Origin of the sequence: Paraburkholderia sp. FT54, assembly GCF_031585635.1 — a bacterium.
Taxonomy (GTDB): Bacteria; Pseudomonadota; Gammaproteobacteria; order Burkholderiales; family Burkholderiaceae; genus Paraburkholderia.
Map to the genome: position 1 here is coordinate 2,848,628 of NZ_CP134195.1, position 16,430 is coordinate 2,865,057.

The 16,430-nt window shown below is 61.1% G+C and carries 17 protein-coding genes and 1 pseudogene; 4 read left to right on the top strand and 14 right to left on the bottom strand.

Features of this window, described 5'->3' with window-relative positions:
• The first annotated feature begins 2 nt into the window (after nucleotides 1-2).
• The 4 genes from RI103_RS13145 (at nucleotide 3) to RI103_RS13160 (ending at nucleotide 4,030) form a co-directional block, all read left to right on the top strand.
• Nucleotides 3-719, top strand: a complete 717-nt coding sequence (locus tag RI103_RS13145) for a histidine phosphatase family protein (protein ID WP_310812427.1) — start codon at nucleotides 3-5, stop codon at nucleotides 717-719.
• Between the two features lie 21 nt (nucleotides 720-740).
• Nucleotides 741-1,847, top strand: coding sequence for a phosphotransferase (locus tag RI103_RS13150; protein WP_310812428.1), 1,107 nt, complete (start codon nucleotides 741-743; stop codon nucleotides 1,845-1,847).
• Nucleotides 1,848-1,925: 78 nt separating this feature from the next.
• Nucleotides 1,926-3,185 (top strand): acyl-CoA dehydrogenase family protein, encoded by a 1,260-nt coding sequence (locus tag RI103_RS13155; RefSeq protein WP_310812429.1) that lies wholly within the window; start codon nucleotides 1,926-1,928, stop codon nucleotides 3,183-3,185.
• Nucleotides 3,186-3,328: 143 nt separating this feature from the next.
• Nucleotides 3,329-4,030: a glutathione binding-like protein gene (locus RI103_RS13160; protein WP_310812430.1), complete on the top strand. Its 702-nt coding sequence runs from the start codon at nucleotides 3,329-3,331 to the stop codon at nucleotides 4,028-4,030.
• A gap of 94 nt (nucleotides 4,031-4,124) precedes the next feature.
• Here the strand turns inward: RI103_RS13160 and RI103_RS13165 are convergent, their stop codons facing one another.
• The 14 genes and pseudogenes from RI103_RS13165 to RI103_RS13230 form a co-directional block, all read right to left on the bottom strand.
• Nucleotides 4,125-4,601, bottom strand: a complete 477-nt coding sequence (locus RI103_RS13165; RefSeq protein ID WP_310812431.1) for a MaoC family dehydratase — start codon at nucleotides 4,599-4,601, stop codon at nucleotides 4,125-4,127.
• Nucleotides 4,598-5,056: a MaoC family dehydratase gene (locus RI103_RS13170; protein WP_310812432.1), complete on the bottom strand. Its 459-nt coding sequence runs from the start codon at nucleotides 5,054-5,056 to the stop codon at nucleotides 4,598-4,600. Before RI103_RS13170 ends, RI103_RS13165 begins: the two co-directional genes overlap by 4 nt.
• A gap of 35 nt (nucleotides 5,057-5,091) precedes the next feature.
• Complete coding sequence (locus tag RI103_RS13175; RefSeq protein WP_310812433.1) at nucleotides 5,092-6,219, bottom strand: acyl-CoA dehydrogenase; 1,128 nt, start codon at nucleotides 6,217-6,219, stop codon at nucleotides 5,092-5,094.
• Nucleotides 6,220-6,229: 10 nt separating this feature from the next.
• A pseudogene (locus tag RI103_RS13180) lies at nucleotides 6,230-7,426 on the bottom strand (acyl-CoA dehydrogenase family protein).
• A 48-nt stretch (nucleotides 7,427-7,474) separates the two neighbouring features.
• Nucleotides 7,475-7,900 (bottom strand): DUF1178 family protein, encoded by a 426-nt coding sequence (locus tag RI103_RS13185; RefSeq protein ID WP_310812434.1) that lies wholly within the window; start codon nucleotides 7,898-7,900, stop codon nucleotides 7,475-7,477.
• Between the two features lie 228 nt (nucleotides 7,901-8,128).
• Nucleotides 8,129-8,653 (bottom strand): DNA-binding protein, encoded by a 525-nt coding sequence (locus tag RI103_RS13190; protein ID WP_310812435.1) that lies wholly within the window; start codon nucleotides 8,651-8,653, stop codon nucleotides 8,129-8,131.
• 52 nt (nucleotides 8,654-8,705) lie between these two features.
• On the bottom strand, nucleotides 8,706-8,951 hold the full coding sequence (locus RI103_RS13195; RefSeq protein ID WP_310812436.1) for a hypothetical protein: 246 nt from the start codon (nucleotides 8,949-8,951) through the stop codon (nucleotides 8,706-8,708).
• Nucleotides 8,952-9,286: 335 nt separating this feature from the next.
• Entirely contained in the window at nucleotides 9,287-9,871 is a 585-nt protein-coding gene (locus RI103_RS13200) for an NUDIX hydrolase (RefSeq protein WP_310812437.1), read from the bottom strand.
• Between the two features lie 42 nt (nucleotides 9,872-9,913).
• Complete coding sequence (locus RI103_RS13205; protein WP_054034952.1) at nucleotides 9,914-10,210, bottom strand: DUF2818 family protein; 297 nt, start codon at nucleotides 10,208-10,210, stop codon at nucleotides 9,914-9,916.
• Entirely contained in the window at nucleotides 10,210-11,682 is a 1,473-nt protein-coding gene (nuoN, locus tag RI103_RS13210) for an NADH-quinone oxidoreductase subunit NuoN (RefSeq protein ID WP_310812438.1), read from the bottom strand. The genes RI103_RS13205 and nuoN overlap by 1 nt, the downstream gene beginning before the upstream one ends.
• Nucleotides 11,683-11,707: 25 nt before the next feature.
• Nucleotides 11,708-13,198: an NADH-quinone oxidoreductase subunit M gene (locus tag RI103_RS13215; protein WP_310812439.1), complete on the bottom strand. Its 1,491-nt coding sequence runs from the start codon at nucleotides 13,196-13,198 to the stop codon at nucleotides 11,708-11,710.
• Between the two features lie 14 nt (nucleotides 13,199-13,212).
• Nucleotides 13,213-15,279, bottom strand: coding sequence for an NADH-quinone oxidoreductase subunit L (gene nuoL, locus RI103_RS13220; RefSeq protein ID WP_310812440.1), 2,067 nt, complete (start codon nucleotides 15,277-15,279; stop codon nucleotides 13,213-13,215).
• 17 nt (nucleotides 15,280-15,296) lie between these two features.
• Nucleotides 15,297-15,602 (bottom strand): NADH-quinone oxidoreductase subunit NuoK, encoded by a 306-nt coding sequence (gene nuoK / locus RI103_RS13225; RefSeq protein ID WP_006052894.1) that lies wholly within the window; start codon nucleotides 15,600-15,602, stop codon nucleotides 15,297-15,299.
• A 20-nt stretch (nucleotides 15,603-15,622) separates the two neighbouring features.
• Nucleotides 15,623-16,312: an NADH-quinone oxidoreductase subunit J gene (locus RI103_RS13230; protein ID WP_310812441.1), complete on the bottom strand. Its 690-nt coding sequence runs from the start codon at nucleotides 16,310-16,312 to the stop codon at nucleotides 15,623-15,625.
• Nucleotides 16,313-16,430 lie beyond the last annotated feature (118 nt).

Genomic DNA, 16,430 nt, shown 5'->3' on the forward strand with positions numbered 1-16,430 from the left:
CGATGCCTGACTATCAACTGCCCAAGCGCCGCCGCATCTTTCTGATGCGTCACGGCGACGTCACCTACTTCGACGACTCCGGCCGCGCGATCAATCCCGAAACCGTGCCCCTGAACGCCAACGGCCGCGAACAGGCCAGCGCGGCCGGCCGCGTGTTCGCCGAACAGCAGGTCCGTTTCGACCGGGTGATCGTCAGTGGCTTGCCGCGCACCATCGAAACCGCGCAGCGTGTTCTGGCCGAGACCGGCCAGCAGATCGAACTCGACATCGAGCCTGCCTGGGAAGAGATTCGCGGCGGCAGGCTCAGCAATATCCCGCCGCAGGATATCGAGGCCGCGTTTCTAGGCGTGTTCGACGGCATCGTGCCGGAAAGCACACGCTTTCTCCACGGCGAGACCATCGGCGCTCTGTTCGATCGTGTATTGCCCGCGATAACGGCGTTGCGCGAGGACATGTCGTGGGACACTGTGCTGCTCGTGCTGCACGGCGGCGTGAATCGGGCCATCCTGTCGCATGCGCTCACGGCCGGCGGCCGCACGTTCTTCGGGCATCTGGCGCAGGCCACCGGCTGCATCAACGCGCTCGACGTGGGTGCCGCGCCGCGCGACTGGGTGCTGCGCACCATCAACTATTCACCGCCGTCGCCGCTGCATCGCGACGTCCGCAACACCACGATGGAAATGCTCTACGCACAATTCATTCAATACAAGCGTAGCTGAACCCCGAACTGGAGGAGACAGATGGTGCAAGCCACACAAACCGGAGAACCAGAACACCAACCGGACTATTCGGACTTCGAGGGCACGCGCCCGGTCAGCGAGCGGCAACGCTTCGACACCGATGCACTCGCTGCCTGGTTGACCCAGCACGTCGACGGATTTTCCGGGCCGCTCACGCTGGAGCAATTCGCCGGCGGCCAGTCCAATCCGACGTTCAAACTGCTTACGCCGACGCGCTCGTATGTGATGCGCGCCAAGCCGGGCCCGGCGGCGAAACTGCTGCCGTCCGCGCACGCCGTCGAACGTGAATACCGCGTGATGCACGCGCTCGCCGACACCGATGTGCCGGTCGCGAAAATGCTCGCCTTGTGCGAGGACGAAAGCGTGATGGGCCGCGCCTTCTACGTGATGGAGTTCGTCGAAGGCCGCGTGCTGTGGGATCAATCGTTGCCGGGCATGACGCCTGACGAGCGCGCGGCCATCTACGACGAAATGAACCGCGTGATCGCGGCGCTGCACAGCGTCGACGTCGCGGCTGTCGGTCTCGCCGGTTACGGCAAGCCGGGCAATTACTTCGCGCGCCAGATCGGTCGCTGGAGCAAGCAGTACGTCGCATCCGAGACCGAGCCGATCGACGCGATGCAACGCCTGATCGAATGGCTGCCGCAGCATATGCCGGCCGAAACGGGTGAGCGCGCAGCAGTCGTGCATGGCGACTACCGGCTCGACAATCTGATCTTTCATCCCGACGAGCCGCGCGTGCTTGCGGTGCTCGACTGGGAGCTGTCGACGCTCGGCGATCCGCTTGCCGACTTCGCGTATCACTGCATGGCATGGCACGTCGACCCGGCGCAATTCCGCGGCATCGCGGGCCTCGATTGGGCGGCCCTCGGCATTCCCGATGAACGCCAGTACGTCGAGCGTTATTGCCAACGCACCGGCTTCGAGATTCACGGCGACTGGAACTTCTACCTGGCGTACAACATGTTTCGCATTGCCGCGATTCTGCAAGGGATCATGAAACGCGTCGTCGACGGCACCGCGGCCAGCTCTCAGGCACTCGACGCCGGCCGTCGCGCGAAGCCGATGGCCGAACTCGCCTGGCGCTACGCGCAGAAAGTGCGTTGACCGGAATCGCGCGCTGAATCGCGCGCGGTTGTGCTTCGAATAAACGTCGTCCGTTACCCGTCATCCGCGAGGTCCTACATGAATTTCGATTACACCCCGAAGGTTCAGGCGTTGCGCGAGAAACTGCTCGCCTTCTTCGACGAGCACATCTATCCGAACGAGCAGGCGTTCTACGCGGAAATTGCACGCAATCGCCAGAGCGGCAACGCATGGCTGCCAACCGAACTGATCGAACAACTCAAGCAGAAGGCGCGCGAAGCCGGCTTGTGGAACCTGTTCCTGCCTGAGTCGGTGCGCGGCGCCGGCTTGACGAATCTCGAATACGCGCCGCTGTGCGAGATCATGGGCCGCGTGCCATGGGCGCCCGAAGTGTTCAACTGCAACGCCCCCGACACCGGCAACATGGAAACGATCGAGCGCTACGGCAGCGACGACAACAAGCGCGCGTGGCTCGAACCGCTGCTGCAAGGTCAGATCCGCTCGGCGTTTCTGATGACGGAACCCGAAGTGGCGTCGTCGGATGCGACCAATATCCAGACCAGCATCGTGCGCGATGGCGACTACTACGTGATCAACGGCCACAAGTGGTGGTCGTCCGGCGCGGGCGATCCGCGCTGCAAGATCTACATCGTCATGGGCAAGACCGATCCGGAAGCACCGCGCCACCAGCAACAGTCGATGATTCTGGTTCCCGCCGACGCCACCGGCATCACCGTGCACCGTCCGCTCACCGTCTTCGGTTACGACGACGCGCCACATGGGCACATGGAAATCACGCTTGAGAATGTGCGTGTGCCGGTCGGCAACTTGCTGCTCGGCGAAGGCCGTGGCTTCGAGATCGCGCAAGGCCGGCTCGGACCGGGACGCATCCATCACTGCATGCGTCTGATTGGCCTTGCTGAACGCGCGCTCGAACTCATGTCGAAACGCTCGCTGCAACGTGTCGCATTCGGCAAGCCGGTCGCCGCGCAAGGCGTCACCCAGGAGCGTATCGCCGAAGCGCGCTGCATGATCGAGCAGGCGCGTCTGCTCACCCTGAAAACCGCCTACATGATGGACACCGTCGGCAACAAGGGCGCGCGCGGCGAGATCGCCATGATCAAGGTCGTCGCGCCGAACATGGCGTGTCAGGTGATCGACTGGGCAATTCAGGCGCATGGCGGCGGCGGTGTCAGCGACGACTTCCCGCTCGCCTACGCCTACGCGTGCGCACGAACGCTGCGTTTCGCCGACGGTCCCGACGAAGTGCACCGCAACGCGATCGCCAGGCTCGAACTCGCGCGCTATATGGATGCCAGCGCGGCGGCTCGTGTCGAGACGCCGATCACGCGGGTTTGACGCTGAGTCGGCGAGACACGCCTTGTGCCGCGAAGTCGAGGCCGACTCGCGGCGCCGCAAGCAGCATCGCGCGATCTATGCTCTAATTTTCGTCAACTGTGGCGCCCTTCGGGGCGCCGCCTTCACGAAACAAAGGAGCTACGATGATCGATGTCTATAGCTGGGCGACCCCGAATGGCCACAAAGTTCACATCATGCTCGAGGAAACGGGCCTCGCGTACAACGTGCACGGTGTGAATATCGGCACGGGCGACCAGTTCAAACCCGAGTTTCTCGCCATCAGTCCGAATAACAAGATCCCGGCAATCGTCGATTCCGAGGGTCCCAAGGGAGCCGACGGCCGGCCGTTCGCCCTGTTCGAATCGGGCGCGATCCTCATTTATCTCGCCGAGAAAACCGGCAAGTTTCTGCCCACCGATCCGGCCGCGCGCTATTCGGTACTGCAGTGGCTGATGTTCCAGATGGGCGGTCTGGGTCCGATGCTCGGTCAAACGCATCACTTCCGCAACTACGCGCCGGAGCAGATTGAATACGCGGTCAACCGCTACACGAACGAAACGAGGCGTCTATATGGCGTGATGGATACGCAACTCGGCAAGACACAATATCTCGCGGGTAATGACTATACGATCGCAGACATCGCTGCCTTCCCGTGGACGCGCTCGTGGCAAAACCAAGGCTTGGAACTCGATGCGTTTCCGAATGTGAAGCGCTGGCATGAAGAGATCGCCGCGCGTCCTGCGGTCGTGCGCGGTGTGGAAGTGCTGGCGTCGGCGCGTCAACCGCTCATGGACGACAAGGCGAAGGAAATACTGTTCGGTGCGACGCAATACGCGAAACATTGAATTCGCCGCCGCATCTGAATCTGCATCATTAAAAAGCGCGAGCGGCATTCATGCCGGCTCGCGCTTTTTTTAACTCGCGTGCGCTGCCGCAACGTTAGAAATAATGCCGCGTGATGAACTCCGCGACACACACTGGCCGCTCACTGTCCCGCCGCTCCAGCGTCACATTCCACACCACTTGCACACCGTTGTTATCGACTTCGGTCATGGACTCGACCGCGAATTTCGCGCGCAACTGCGAGCCGACCAGCACCGGGGACGTAAAGCGCACGCGATTCAGTCCGTAATTGACGCCCATGCGCTGCTTGAGCGCCACCGTTTTACCGAGCAACGCCGGAATCAACGACAGCGTCAGGAAACCGTGCGCGACCGGACCGCCGAACGGCGACTCGCGGCGCGCGCGCTCCGGGTCGACGTGAATCCATTGATGATCGCCGGTCGCTTCGGCGAAACGATCGACGCTCGCCTGGTCCACCGTCAGCCAGTCACTCACGAGCGGCTCGGCGCCCACCAACTCGTGCAAGGCCGCGGCACTGCCGAACGTTGCGGCAGGCGCCGCGCCGCCCGTCATGACGCGGCGCCCGGATTGCGCAGGCCGAACAGTCCCTTCGAGCGCACCGTGATCACCGTTTCGCCATGCTGATTGATGCCTTCCCATTGCGTGGACACGATGCCGCGATCCGGTTTGCTTTCCGAGATACGCTTGTCGAGCACGGCGTTCTTCATGGTGATCGTGTCGCCGACGCGCACCGGCTTCAACCAGCGGATTTCGTCGATACCGGGCGAGCCCATCGACGTGGAACCGGCGAACGCGTTACGCACCAGCATGCCCATCATGACCGAACAGGTATGCCAGCCACTTGCGATCAACCCGCGAAACGGCGACTCGGCAGCCGCGGCTTCATCCAGATGGAACGGCTGCGGATCGAACTTCTGCGCAAACTCGACGATCTCGTCGTGCGTGAACGTGTGCTTGCCGATTTCGATGCTCGTGCCGACTATCAAGTCCTCGTAACTCAAACCCATCGTCGCACCTCCTTGTATTCGATTCGGATGTCTGATCAGGCTTCGGCGGTCGCGAAACCGGGTAGCGTGGCGAACCGCGCGAGATGGTGATCGACATCGCCCAATGTGGTTTCGATGATAGCAAGCCGTTTGAACAGATGTGCCGCCGCCACTTCGTTCGTGACGCCCATGCCGCCATGCAACTGAACGGCCTGCTGCCCGACGAAACGCGCGGCCTGACCGACCCGCGCCTTCGCGGCGGAAACCGCGCGGCGACGCTCGTCGGCATCCGCGCTGGTGTAGCGCATAGCGGCCAGATACGTGACGGAACGCGCCTGCTCGGCGTGAATCAGCATCTCGACCATGCGATGCTGCAAGGCCTGAAAACGCGCGATCGGCTGGCCGAACTGCTGACGCGTCTTGGTGTAGTCCACGGTGGCGAGGTTCAAGGCGTCGAGCGCGCCGATTGCCTCGGCGCACAACAACACCGTGCCGTAGTCCGCGATATGTTCGAGCGCGGCCGCGCCGGCGTGTTTGCCTGCAAGTCGGCGCGCGGGCGTGTCATTGAACTGGAGTGTGGCCGCACGCTGGCCGTCGATCGTGCGGTAGTCCGTTACGCTGACGCCGGTCGCATTACGCGCCACGACGAAGAGTGCGATCTCGCCGTTCAGCCGGGCTGGCACGATCCAGTGATCTGCCTGCGCGCCGTGCTGCACCACCGACTTCGTGCCGGTCAATGTCTGCTGCTCGCCCTGCCCGCTTGCGGTGGACTCGACCGCGAACAGGTCGTAGCGTGCGTTCGGTTCGTGAAATGCCACCGCCAGCTTGATCTCGCCCTGAGCCGCGCGTTCGAGCAGCGACGCGTCTTCGCCCTGCTCACTACCCGCGAGGCGCAACGCCTCGATGCCCACCGCAGTCGCCCAATAAGGCTCGACGACCAGCGCGCGGCCGAGTTCCTGCATGACCACCAGCATGTCGATCGGGCCGCCGTTGAAGCCGCCTTGCGCTTCCGGCACCGGCAACGCTGTCAGACCTAGTTCCGCGAACGCAGCCCAATGCGCGTCCGACACGCCGGTTTCCGATCGCACGATCGCCTGGCGCGCTTCGAAGCCGTAACTCTTGTCCAGATAGCGGCGCAGCGCGTCGGCGAATTGCTGTTGTTCGTCGTTGAAATTGAAGTCCATGCGCCGCTCCTCAAAGTCCAAGAATCATCTGCGCGATGATGTTCTTTTGAATTTCGTTCGAGCCGCCGTAAATCGACGTCTTGCGGAAGTTGAAGTAGTACGCGGCGAGAGGCGCGGCATCGTCGTCGCCGGCCAGGCTGTGTTCACGCTCGCCTTCGAGGAACGGAACGTCGAACGGTGCGGCGAGCGGCCCGACCGCTTCGAACATCAGTTCGGTCAGCGCTTGCTGCACTTCCGTGCCCTTGATCTTCAGCATCGACGCTTCCGGTCCCGGCCCACGTCCGCCCGTTTCATTGGCGACCACACGTTGCACGGTGACTTCGAGCGCCATCAACTCGATCTCGAGGCTCGCGACTTTCGCGGCGAATACCGGGTCTTGCAGCAGCGGCTTGCCGTTTTTTTTCTGATCCAGCGCAAGGCGTTTCAGAAAGACGAGTTCGCGCTTCGACTGGCCGACGCGCGCGATGCCGGTGCGCTCATGGCCGAGCAGATACTTCGCGTAAGTCCAGCCACGATTCTCCTCACCGACTAAATTCTCGACTGGCACCTTCACGTCCTCGAAAAAGACTTCGTTGACTTCGTGGTCTTCGTCGAGCGTGATGATCGGCCGCACCGTGATACCCGGCGTTTTCATGTCGATTAGCAGGAACGAGATGCCCTCCTGCTTTTTGGCGCCGCTGTCCGTGCGCACGAGACAGAACATCATGTCGGCGTACTGGCCGAGCGTGGTCTATGTTTTCTGGCCGTTGACCACGTAATGGTCGCCCACTCGCTCGGCGCGCGTACGCAGCGAAGCCAGATCGGAGCCCGAGCCCGGCTCGGAATAGCCCTGGCACCACCAGTCCGTACCGTCGAGAATGCGCGGCAAGTAGTGACGCTTTTGCGCCTCGTTGCCGTACTTCATCAGCACGGGCGCCACCATGGAGACGCCGAAAGGCAGCACGGACGGCGCGCCGATACGCGCACACTCTTCGTCCCAGATGTGCCGCTGGGTCGCGTCCCAGCCTGGGCCGCCATATTCTTTCGGCCACGCGACAGCCGACCAGCCGCGCGTACCGAGCAGCTTATGCCAGCCGGCGAAGTCTTCGCGGGCGAGCCGCTTGTGATTGAGTACCTTGTCGCTCAGCTCGCGCGGCAGATTTGCTTCGAGCCAGGCGCGGATGTCTGCGCGGAACGCGCTGTCAGCGGGGGAATAGTCCAGATTCATGCGTAGTGTCTCCTGGCCGCCACCACCCGCCGCCAGCGAGCCACTGCGCTATTGCAGCGGTTCTTTCAAGGCAGCCGGGACCGGCAGCGGCATCACTTCGATGCCTTCTTCAACCAAGGCTTTCGCGTCTTCCGGTGTCGTGACACCGCGAATATTGCGTGCGGGCGCTTCATTGTAGTGAATGCGCCGTGCTTCCTCGGCGAAGCGGTCACCCACGTTCTCGGTCTTTTCCAGTACCTCGCGCAAGGCACGCATCACACGCGCCTGCATTTCCCCTACGCCCGCCGGCGTTTTCGTTTCAGTCGCACCCGACAGGTTCAGGCGCGGGGCTGACGGCAAACGGCTCACCTCGTTCGCACCGCAGATCGGACATTCGACGAGCTTGCGGGACTGCTGCGATTCGAAGTCATCAGCCGAAGCGAACCAGCCTTCGAACCGATGGCCATGCGGACACTGTAAATCGAGGACCTTCATGTGGAATCAGGGCTTGCGTGCCAGTTTAGCGCAAAACGGAAATTTGTGAACGGTCGTTCGTAAAATTTTACGGACGAAGGCGCCGGCGCCGGAAGTGGCTGACAAATCGGACGCGGTGGGCGATTTTAACGCTTTGCGCAAAGGCCTGCCGAAGGTGCTTCAGAAGACAAACGGGCTTGCCGGTCACATGCGCCTGGACGGCTTTGCACGCCGGCTGCCGCATCGCTTCTATGCCACGAGACATTCGAGTTGACGGCCAAGCCGCGGCTCGATTTCGCGCGCTTCTTTGGCAAGATTGATCTGCTTGACCGCTCTTGCGATGTCGAACACGTCTGCCTTGATTTCGTAGCCGCCACGCGCCGCGAGCCAATCCAGTATGTCCGACAGATGCCACACCGACGCGCTGCCCTCGTGGACCGGCGGCGGAAAGTCGGTTGCGTGGCTCAGCATCAGCTTGCGCATGTTTTGCCGCGACACGCCGGCGACTTCCGCGACGTCAGTGAGGCCGACGAAATCAGGGCCTGCCTCGACAAGGCGCGCGGATGGCACCACTCGTTTGATGTCCTGGAGGGCGCTCACTACCGCCTCGAATGCGGACGTGCCTTCGCGGGTAAAAAACAGCGCGATGCGGCCTGGTTGCCCGATGCCGACAGTTGCGTCGTCGCATCCTGCCTCGCCCAAACGCTCGACGATAGCGTCGAGATCGCTGTCTTCAGCCGAAAGCCGGTACTTCAAGGTGAACACATATTCCATAAGTTACTCCTACTTTCATTCAGCCCAAGGCTTTCGCCAACAGAACGCTTTGCTACCGGCGAGCCGTGCAGTTGTCGACGATGCGTCGCAGATGTCTGGCGTGGTTGCCGGGATTCTTAGGCGTACTCCAGACACTCGATATGCAGAACTCGCCGCACTGACACTCCGCGTCTTTGTCGGGACAATACATTTTTCCCCAAGCATGACCTTTGCCACCGCCCTGAACACGCCAGCCGTTCCTTTCGGCATACGTCAACGCGGCCTCAACCTCTTTCTTAGAGTGGGTTCCTCGAACCATCTCATGTCCTCCAATTTAGCGGGTGGCGATCGGGTTGTCAAGTGACAACTCGATCGCCACCCGGAATCCAGAGCGCCTGCTACAACTTCGCTATCCGAAATAAAGTGAATAGTCAAAGCCGCTCTCAAGAGTCGATACTAGAGCGACAAGGCTCGTGTGGCGAGACTGTCGAATGGCATAGGACGAAGGCACATTTTTAAGACGTCGGCAAACACGCCAGGGGTAACGCAATTTCCCGCTTCGCAATGACAAAGCCCCTGCCGGTCCTAAACCAACAGGGGCTCTTCTCAGACTTTCGAAGCGGCGCGCAGCGCGCGCATGCTTCGCTAACGGCGTTATTGCGGCTCCGCCAACGGCCAGGCACCCGACAACACTTTCTCCAGCCAGAACGTGCCGATCACCGTCTTGACGTCAGTGACCTTGCCGGTGCGCACCCACTCGGACATCTCAGCCACAGTCGCTGTGAACAGTTCGAGAAATTCGCCTTCGTCGAGCTTGCGCTCGCCGGCGGTCAAACCGCGCGCCAGGTAGACGTCGATGAATTCGGTCGAGTAGGAAATGATCGGGTGAATGCGCGTCAGATAAACATATTCACGCGCGGTATAGCCCGTCTCTTCCCGCAGCTCACGTATCGCACAGGCCAGCGCGCCTTCGTTCGGGTCGAGCTTGCCGGCCGGATACTCCACCATGACCTTGCCCATCGGATAGCGATACTGGCTTTCCAGCAGCACGCGGCCGTCGTCGAATAATGGAATCACCATCACGGCGCCGGGATGTTGCACATACTCGCGTGTGGCGTGCTTGCCGTCCGGCAGGCGAACGGTGTCGCACTTGAGCGTCAGAAACGGCCCTTGATGGATCGTCTTGCTCTCGAGACAGGTCTCAGTAAGCGCGGCGTCGTGATCGGGAAGTTCAGCCATATGCGGACCTTGGGCACTTGGTGCGCCGACGGCGAAACGCCGTCAGCGACGTTTGACGAGATACTGGAAGGTGAAGCCGGGGAATGCGAACACCACGAAGAGAGCGAACGTGATCGCGTAGAACTGCCAACCCTGTTCGAAGCGGTTACCCGCGCGCGCTTCGAGCAGAAAACCGAGCGCGCCGACCACGAAGTACAGCACGATCAATTCGGCAATCCGGATCCAGGCGCTTTTCTTCACCGCTTTCAACGGCACCGCGGCGAAGAGGCGCTGATTCAGGAATGGCAGGTTGGCGCCGACCAGCGCCAACAGCACGATAAACCAACCCGCAGCGGACATCAGAGCAGCAACGTGTGCTGGATAGCCTGCAGGCAGGCCTTCAACAGCGGATCCGGCACGATACCGAGCACCAGCACGGCCACACCGTTGAACGCGAGCAAAGCGCGCGTGCTGGTGTCGGCGAGAATGGGCGACTTGTCTTGCGGATCATCGAAATACATCAGCTTGACGATACGCAGGTAGTAGAACGCGCCGAACAGCGAGGTGATCACGGCCAGCACCGTCAGCCAGGTCAAACCGGCATTCATGGTGGCCTGCAGCACTGCAAGCTTCGCGTAGAAGCCGACCGCGGGCGGAATGCCAGCGAGCGAGAACATCATGATCATCATCACGAACGCGAACACCGGGCTGCGTTGATTCAGACCCTTGAAGTCCTCGAGCGTGTCCGCTTCGAAATCGCGGCGCGCCAGCAGCATGATGACGCCGAACGTGCCCAACGTCGTGATTAGATAGACGATGCTGTAGTACATGGCCGACCCGTACGCGTTGGCGGCGCCGGTGGTCTTGCGATCGACCACGCCAGCCAGCAGGCCCAGCAGCACGAAGCCCATGTTCGAGATCGCCGAGTACGCGAGCATCCGCTTGACGTTGCGTTGCACGATACCGGTGATGTTGCCGACGATCAGCGACAGCGCCGCGAGAATCACCAGCATTTCCTGCCATTCGACCGCGAGCGGCAGCAGACCCATTACGAGAAAGCGCAAACCCCAGGCGAATGCGGCAACCTTCGGACCGCCGCCGACCATCAGCGTCATCGCCGTCGGTGCGCCTTGATACACGTCGGGCACCCACATGTGGAACGGCACCGCGCCCATCTTGAACGCAACGCCTGCCACGATGAAGATCACGCCGAACAGCAGCACGCTCGGGTCGTAGTGGCTCGTGCCGATCGCCTTGAAGACTTCATTCAGGTCGAGCGAACCGGTCGCGCCGTACAGCATGGAGATGCCGTACAGCAGGAAGCCGGAAGCCAGCGCGCCGAGCACGTAATACTTCATGGCCGCTTCGTTCGACGGCGCTGCGTCACGGCGCAGGGCAATCGCACCGTACAGCGACAGCGACATCAATTCCAGGCCGAGATACAGCGTCAGGAAGTTGTTGCCGGAGATCATGACGAGCTGGCCGAGCAACGAGAACATGCCCAGCAGGAAGAAATCGCCGCGGAACAGGCCGCGATCCTCGAGGTAACGTCGCGAATACACGATCGACACCGCATAGCCGAGCGTGACCACCGCTTTCATCACATTGGCGAACGAATCCACCACGTACATGTGGCCAAAGTAGTAGCGCACTTGCGGATCGAACGCGTTCATCGCGAACCAGACGCCGGCGACCAGCGTCGAGAAGAACGCGATGAAGTACGTGGTACGGCGACCGGCCTGGCCGACGAACGTGTCGTTGAGCCACGCGACGACAACGGCGAGCATCACCAGTGCGTCGGGCAACAGAGCAGTCATAGGGGCGTTTTGCATGGTCTTTAAATTCCTCCGCTCTGCGTTACTGAGGCAACGGCAGCTTTGACTGCGCAACGTGGGCGAGGAGGTTTTCCACGGATACGTGCATCACATCGGTAAAGGGCTTTGGATACAGGCCCATGAACAGCGTCAGTGCGGCGAGCACTGCCAGCATGAAAAATTCGCGACGGTTGATGTCGACGAGGCTTTTCACGTGATCGTTGGCGATCGGGCCGAAGTACACGCGCTTATACATCCACAGCGTGTAGGCCGCGCCAAGGATCAGCGTGACGGCCGCACCGCCCGCGATCCAGAAGTTGTACTGGACAGAAGCCAGAATCACCATGAACTCGCCGACGAAACCCGAGGTACCCGGCAAGCCGCAATTGGCCATAGAGAACAGCATCACGAACGCGGCGAACTTCGGCATCACGTTGACGACGCCGCCGTAATCGGCGATCTGACGCGAATGCATACGGTCGTACAGCACGCCGATGCTCAGGAACATCGCACCCGACACGAAGCCATGCGAGATCATCTGCACGATCGCGCCTTCGACGCCGAGCTGGTTGAAAATGAAGAAGCCGAGCGTCACGAAACCCATGTGAGCGATCGATGAATACGCGACCAGCTTCTTCATGTCGGCCTGCACCATCGCAACCAGGCCAATGTAGATCACCGCGATCAGCGACAGCGTGATGACGACCGGCGCCAGAAAGTGGCTCGCGTCCGGCGTGATCGGCAAGGAGAAGCGCAGGAAACCGTATGCGCCCAGCTTCAGCATGATCGCGGCCAGCACGACCGAGCCGCCGGTCGGCGCTTCAACGTGAGCGTCAGGCAACCACGTGTGAACCGGCCACATCGGCACCTTCACGGCGAAGGCCATGAAGAATGCTATGAATAGCAGCACCTGAGGCGTCATGGCGATCTGCGCATGCTGCCAGGTGGCGAGGTCGAACGTGCCGGTCTGGATGTACAGGTACAGCAACGCGACCAGCATCAGCAGCGAGCCCATCAGCGTGTACAGGAAGAACTTGAACGCCGCATACACGCGGTTCGCCCCACCCCACACGCCGATGATGATGTACATCGGAATCAGCGTCGCTTCGAAGAACACGTAGAACAGCATGCCGTCGGCCGCGCTGAACACACCGACCATGATGCCCGACAGGATCAGGAAAGCGGCGAGGTACTGGCCGACGTTCTTCGTGATCACTTCCCACGCGGAGATCACGACGATCACCGTAATCAATGCAGTCAACACGACGAACCACATGGAGATGCCGTCGACACCCAGGTGATACGTGATGTTGAAGCGCTCGATCCAGTTCGCCTTTTCGACGAACTGCAGATCGGCGGTGCTCGAATCAAAACCGGTAATCAGCGGGATCGTCACGAGGAAGCTGACGACCGAGCCGATCAGCGCAATCCAGCGCGCGGGAGCCGGGTTCCGGTCGGAACCGATAGCCAGGACCAGGAGACCGACGAGGATCGGTAACCAGATCGCAATACTGAGAATCGGATAAGCGTGCATTAGTGTCCCTCGCCTTATTTGCCGCCGAGCGTTACAAACAGGGTCAGGAGCCCCAGCATGCCGATAATCATGGCGAACGCGTAGTGGTAGATGTAGCCGGATTGGAGGAAGCGGATCACGCCGGCGAACCAGCCGATAAAGCGTGCACTGCCGTTGACGATGCCGTCGATCACCACGACGTCGCCTTCCTTCCAGAGACCACGGCCAATTGCCACTGCGCCCCGCGCAAACACGACTTCGTTGATCTTGTCCATGTAGTACTTGTTATCGAGCAACGTGTAGATCGGACCGAACGCGCGCTTGACGACAGCCGGCAGATCGGGGCGAACCAGATACAGGAACCACGCGACCACCACACCCGCGAGCGCCAGCCACACCGGCAGGCCTGCAACGGAGTGCAGCCCCATCGCCGCCCAGCCATGGAACTCGTCAGCCATCTCATGCAGCGCCGGATGGTTTTCGCCGATGAAGATCACCTTGTCGAACGCCACGCCGTGCTGGAAGAAGTCGCCGAACAGCATCGGACCGATTGCGATCGCACCGATGACCACCGACGGGATCGCCAGCAGCACCAGCGGCACCCACACTACCCACGGCGTTTCATGCGGCTCATGAGCGTGGTCGTCGTGACCATGGCCGTGGCCGTGCGCGTCGTGGCCGTCATGCGCGTGCGCCGCGGCTTCGATGCCCATTGGCGATTCCGGATGCTTCGGATCGCGGAAGCGCTCCTTGCCGTGGAACACCATGAAGTACATACGGAACGAATAGAGCGCAGTGACGAACACGCTCGCCACCACAGCGAAGTAAGCGAAACCCGAACCCGGCAGATGCGACAGCTTCACCGCGTCGATGATCGAGTCTTTTGAATAGAAGCCCGAGAAGAACGGCGTTCCGATCAGCGCCAGCGAACCGACCAGCGACGTGATCCACGTAATCGGCATGTACTTGCGCAGGCCGCCCATGTTGCGCATGTCCTGATCGTGGTGCATGCCGATGATCACCGAACCCGCGCCGAGGAACAGCAGCGCTTTGAAGAACGCGTGCGTCATCAGGTGGAATATGGCGACCGGGTACGCCGACACGCCGAGTGCGACCGTCATGTAACCGAGCTGCGACAGCGTCGAGTAGGCGACCACGCGCTTGATGTCGTTCTGCACGATCCCGAGGAAGCCCATGAACAACGCCGTAATCGCGCCGATCACCGTCACGAACGACAAGGCGCTTTCCGACAGTTCGAACAGCGGCGACATGCGCGCGACCATGAAGATACCAGCCGTCACCATGGTTGCCGCGTGAATCAGTGCGGAGATCGGCGTCGGGCCTTCCATCGAATCCGGCAGCCAGACATGCAGCGGGAACTGCGCCGACTTACCCATTGCGCCGATGAAGAGGCAAATGCAGGCGGCCGTCAACAGACCCCAGTCCGTGCCGGGGAAAGTCAACGCCGCCAGTTCGGTGCGCTTCGCGAACACGTCGCCGTAGTTCATCGAACCGGCGAACGCGAACAGCAGGCCGATACCCAGCAGGAAGCCGAAGTCGCCGATACGATTCACGATAAACGCCTTCATGTTGGCGTAAATCGCACTCTCGCGAGTGAAGTAGAAACCGATCAGCAGGTACGACACCAGACCCACCGCTTCCCAGCCGAAGAACAGTTGCAGGAAGTTGTTGCTCATCACGAGCATCAGCATCGAGAACGTGAACAGCGCGATGTACGAGAAGAAGCGCTGGTAGCCGTCGTCGTCGGCCATGTAGCCGATCGTGTAGATGTGCACCATCAGCGACACGAAGGTCACCACGCACATCATCATCGCCGTCAGCGAGTCGACCAGGAAGCCGACTTCGAACTTCGTCTTGCCGATCGCCATCCATTCGTAGACGGTGGCGTTGAAACTCGCGCCGTCCATCACCTGGAAGAAGACGATGACAGAGAGGACGAAGGCAATCGCGACGCCGAGGATCGTGACCGAGTGCGCCCCGGCTCGCCCTACCGCCTTCCCGAACAGACCTGCAATCAGGGAACCGGCCAGCGGTGCCAGCGGGATCGCCAGCAGCAGGTTTTCATTGAGTATCGTGGACATAACCGCTTTTCCTGAAATTAACCTTTGAGCTGATCGAGATCCTCGACATTGATCGTGTCGAGGCTACGGAACAGGGTCACCAGAATCGCGAGGCCGATTGCCGCTTCCGCTGCTGCAACTGTCAGCACGAAGAAGACGAAGATCTGGCCGTGCACGTCACCGAGGTAATGCGAGAACGCGACGAAATTGGTGTTCACCGCGAGCAGCATCAGTTCGATCGCCATCAGGATGATGATGACGTTGCGACGGTTCAGGAAAATGCCGACGATGCTGATCGCAAACAGGATCGCGCCGAGGACAAGGTAATGGGCAAGGGTCAACATGATTTCTATCTCCTGTCCGCTCAGCTGTTCTTAGCCGGTGCCGAGTCGGCCGCTGCTGCTGCCGCTGCTGCGGCTTCTTCTGCCGCGACGGTTGCCGCGGTCTTTTCCGATGCCATCTTCACGACACGCACACGGTCCTGGGCTCGCACCTTGACCTGCTCGCTGACGTTCTGACGTTTGCTGTCTTTCTTGTGGCTCGTGGTCAGCGCAACCGCAGCGATGATCGCCACCAGCAGCACCAGACCGGCCACTTCGAACGCGAAGATGTAGTCGGTGTAGATCACCTTGCCGATGAGGCGCGTGTTCGACCAGTCGCCCATGCCATTCGCGGCGGCCGTGGTGTCGCGCAGCGCCGTGGCGGTCGCGCCGTAACCGTGCCAGAGGATCAGCGCGGTTTCGATCACGATGATCGCGCCCACCAGGGTGGCCATTGGCACGAAGCGTTTGAAGTCTTTGCGCAGCACGTCGACGTTGATGTCCAGCATCATCACGACGAACAGGAACAACACCATCACCGCGCCGACGTAGACCAGCACCAGCAGGATCGCGAGGAACTCGGCCTGCAGCAGCATCCAGATCGCGGCTGCGTTGAAGAACGCCAGCACCAGAAACAGTGCGGACGACACCGGGTTGCGCGAGGTGATCACCTTCAGCCCTGAAACCACCAGGAGCAGCGCGAAGATGTAGAACAGTACGGTCGTAAATTCCATGATTACCGGTTCATCGTTAGGCCATCGTCAGGCATTGTTCTTCGGCACCCGCGGCTGGCATACAACTGGCATACCGCCAGAACAGTCGCACAGGTGCGCCGTGCCGCGGCGTTCAGGC

What these genes read in the sequence shown, in the direction of transcription:
- RI103_RS13230 (WP_310812441.1), bottom strand. Translation starts at nt 16,312, where the DNA reads ATGGAATTTACGACCGTACTGTTCTACATCTTCGCGCTGCTCCTGGTG.
- RI103_RS13205 (WP_054034952.1), bottom strand. Translation starts at nt 10,210, where the DNA reads ATGTCCGCTGCGGGTTGGTTTATCGTGCTGTTGGCGCTGGTCGGCGCC.
- RI103_RS13165 (WP_310812431.1), bottom strand. Translation starts at nt 4,601, where the DNA reads ATGACGGGCGGCGCGGCGCCTGCCGCAACGTTCGGCAGTGCCGCGGCC.
- RI103_RS13190 (WP_310812435.1), bottom strand. Translation starts at nt 8,653, where the DNA reads ATGGAATATGTGTTCACCTTGAAGTACCGGCTTTCGGCTGAAGACAGC.
- RI103_RS13155 (WP_310812429.1), top strand. Translation starts at nt 1,926, where the DNA reads ATGAATTTCGATTACACCCCGAAGGTTCAGGCGTTGCGCGAGAAACTG.
- nuoN (WP_310812438.1), bottom strand. Translation starts at nt 11,682, where the DNA reads ATGCAAAACGCCCCTATGACTGCTCTGTTGCCCGACGCACTGGTGATG.
- RI103_RS13175 (WP_310812433.1), bottom strand. Translation starts at nt 6,219, where the DNA reads ATGGACTTCAATTTCAACGACGAACAACAGCAATTCGCCGACGCGCTG.
- nuoL (WP_310812440.1), bottom strand. Translation starts at nt 15,279, where the DNA reads ATGTCCACGATACTCAATGAAAACCTGCTGCTGGCGATCCCGCTGGCA.
- RI103_RS13145 (WP_310812427.1), top strand. Translation starts at nt 3, where the DNA reads ATGCCTGACTATCAACTGCCCAAGCGCCGCCGCATCTTTCTGATGCGT.
- RI103_RS13150 (WP_310812428.1), top strand. Translation starts at nt 741, where the DNA reads ATGGTGCAAGCCACACAAACCGGAGAACCAGAACACCAACCGGACTAT.
- nuoK (WP_006052894.1), bottom strand. Translation starts at nt 15,602, where the DNA reads ATGTTGACCCTTGCCCATTACCTTGTCCTCGGCGCGATCCTGTTTGCG.
- RI103_RS13195 (WP_310812436.1), bottom strand. Translation starts at nt 8,951, where the DNA reads ATGGTTCGAGGAACCCACTCTAAGAAAGAGGTTGAGGCCGCGTTGACG.
- RI103_RS13185 (WP_310812434.1), bottom strand. Translation starts at nt 7,900, where the DNA reads ATGAAGGTCCTCGATTTACAGTGTCCGCATGGCCATCGGTTCGAAGGC.
- RI103_RS13160 (WP_310812430.1), top strand. Translation starts at nt 3,329, where the DNA reads ATGATCGATGTCTATAGCTGGGCGACCCCGAATGGCCACAAAGTTCAC.
- RI103_RS13200 (WP_310812437.1), bottom strand. Translation starts at nt 9,871, where the DNA reads ATGGCTGAACTTCCCGATCACGACGCCGCGCTTACTGAGACCTGTCTC.
- RI103_RS13170 (WP_310812432.1), bottom strand. Translation starts at nt 5,056, where the DNA reads ATGGGTTTGAGTTACGAGGACTTGATAGTCGGCACGAGCATCGAAATC.
- RI103_RS13215 (WP_310812439.1), bottom strand. Translation starts at nt 13,198, where the DNA reads ATGCACGCTTATCCGATTCTCAGTATTGCGATCTGGTTACCGATCCTC.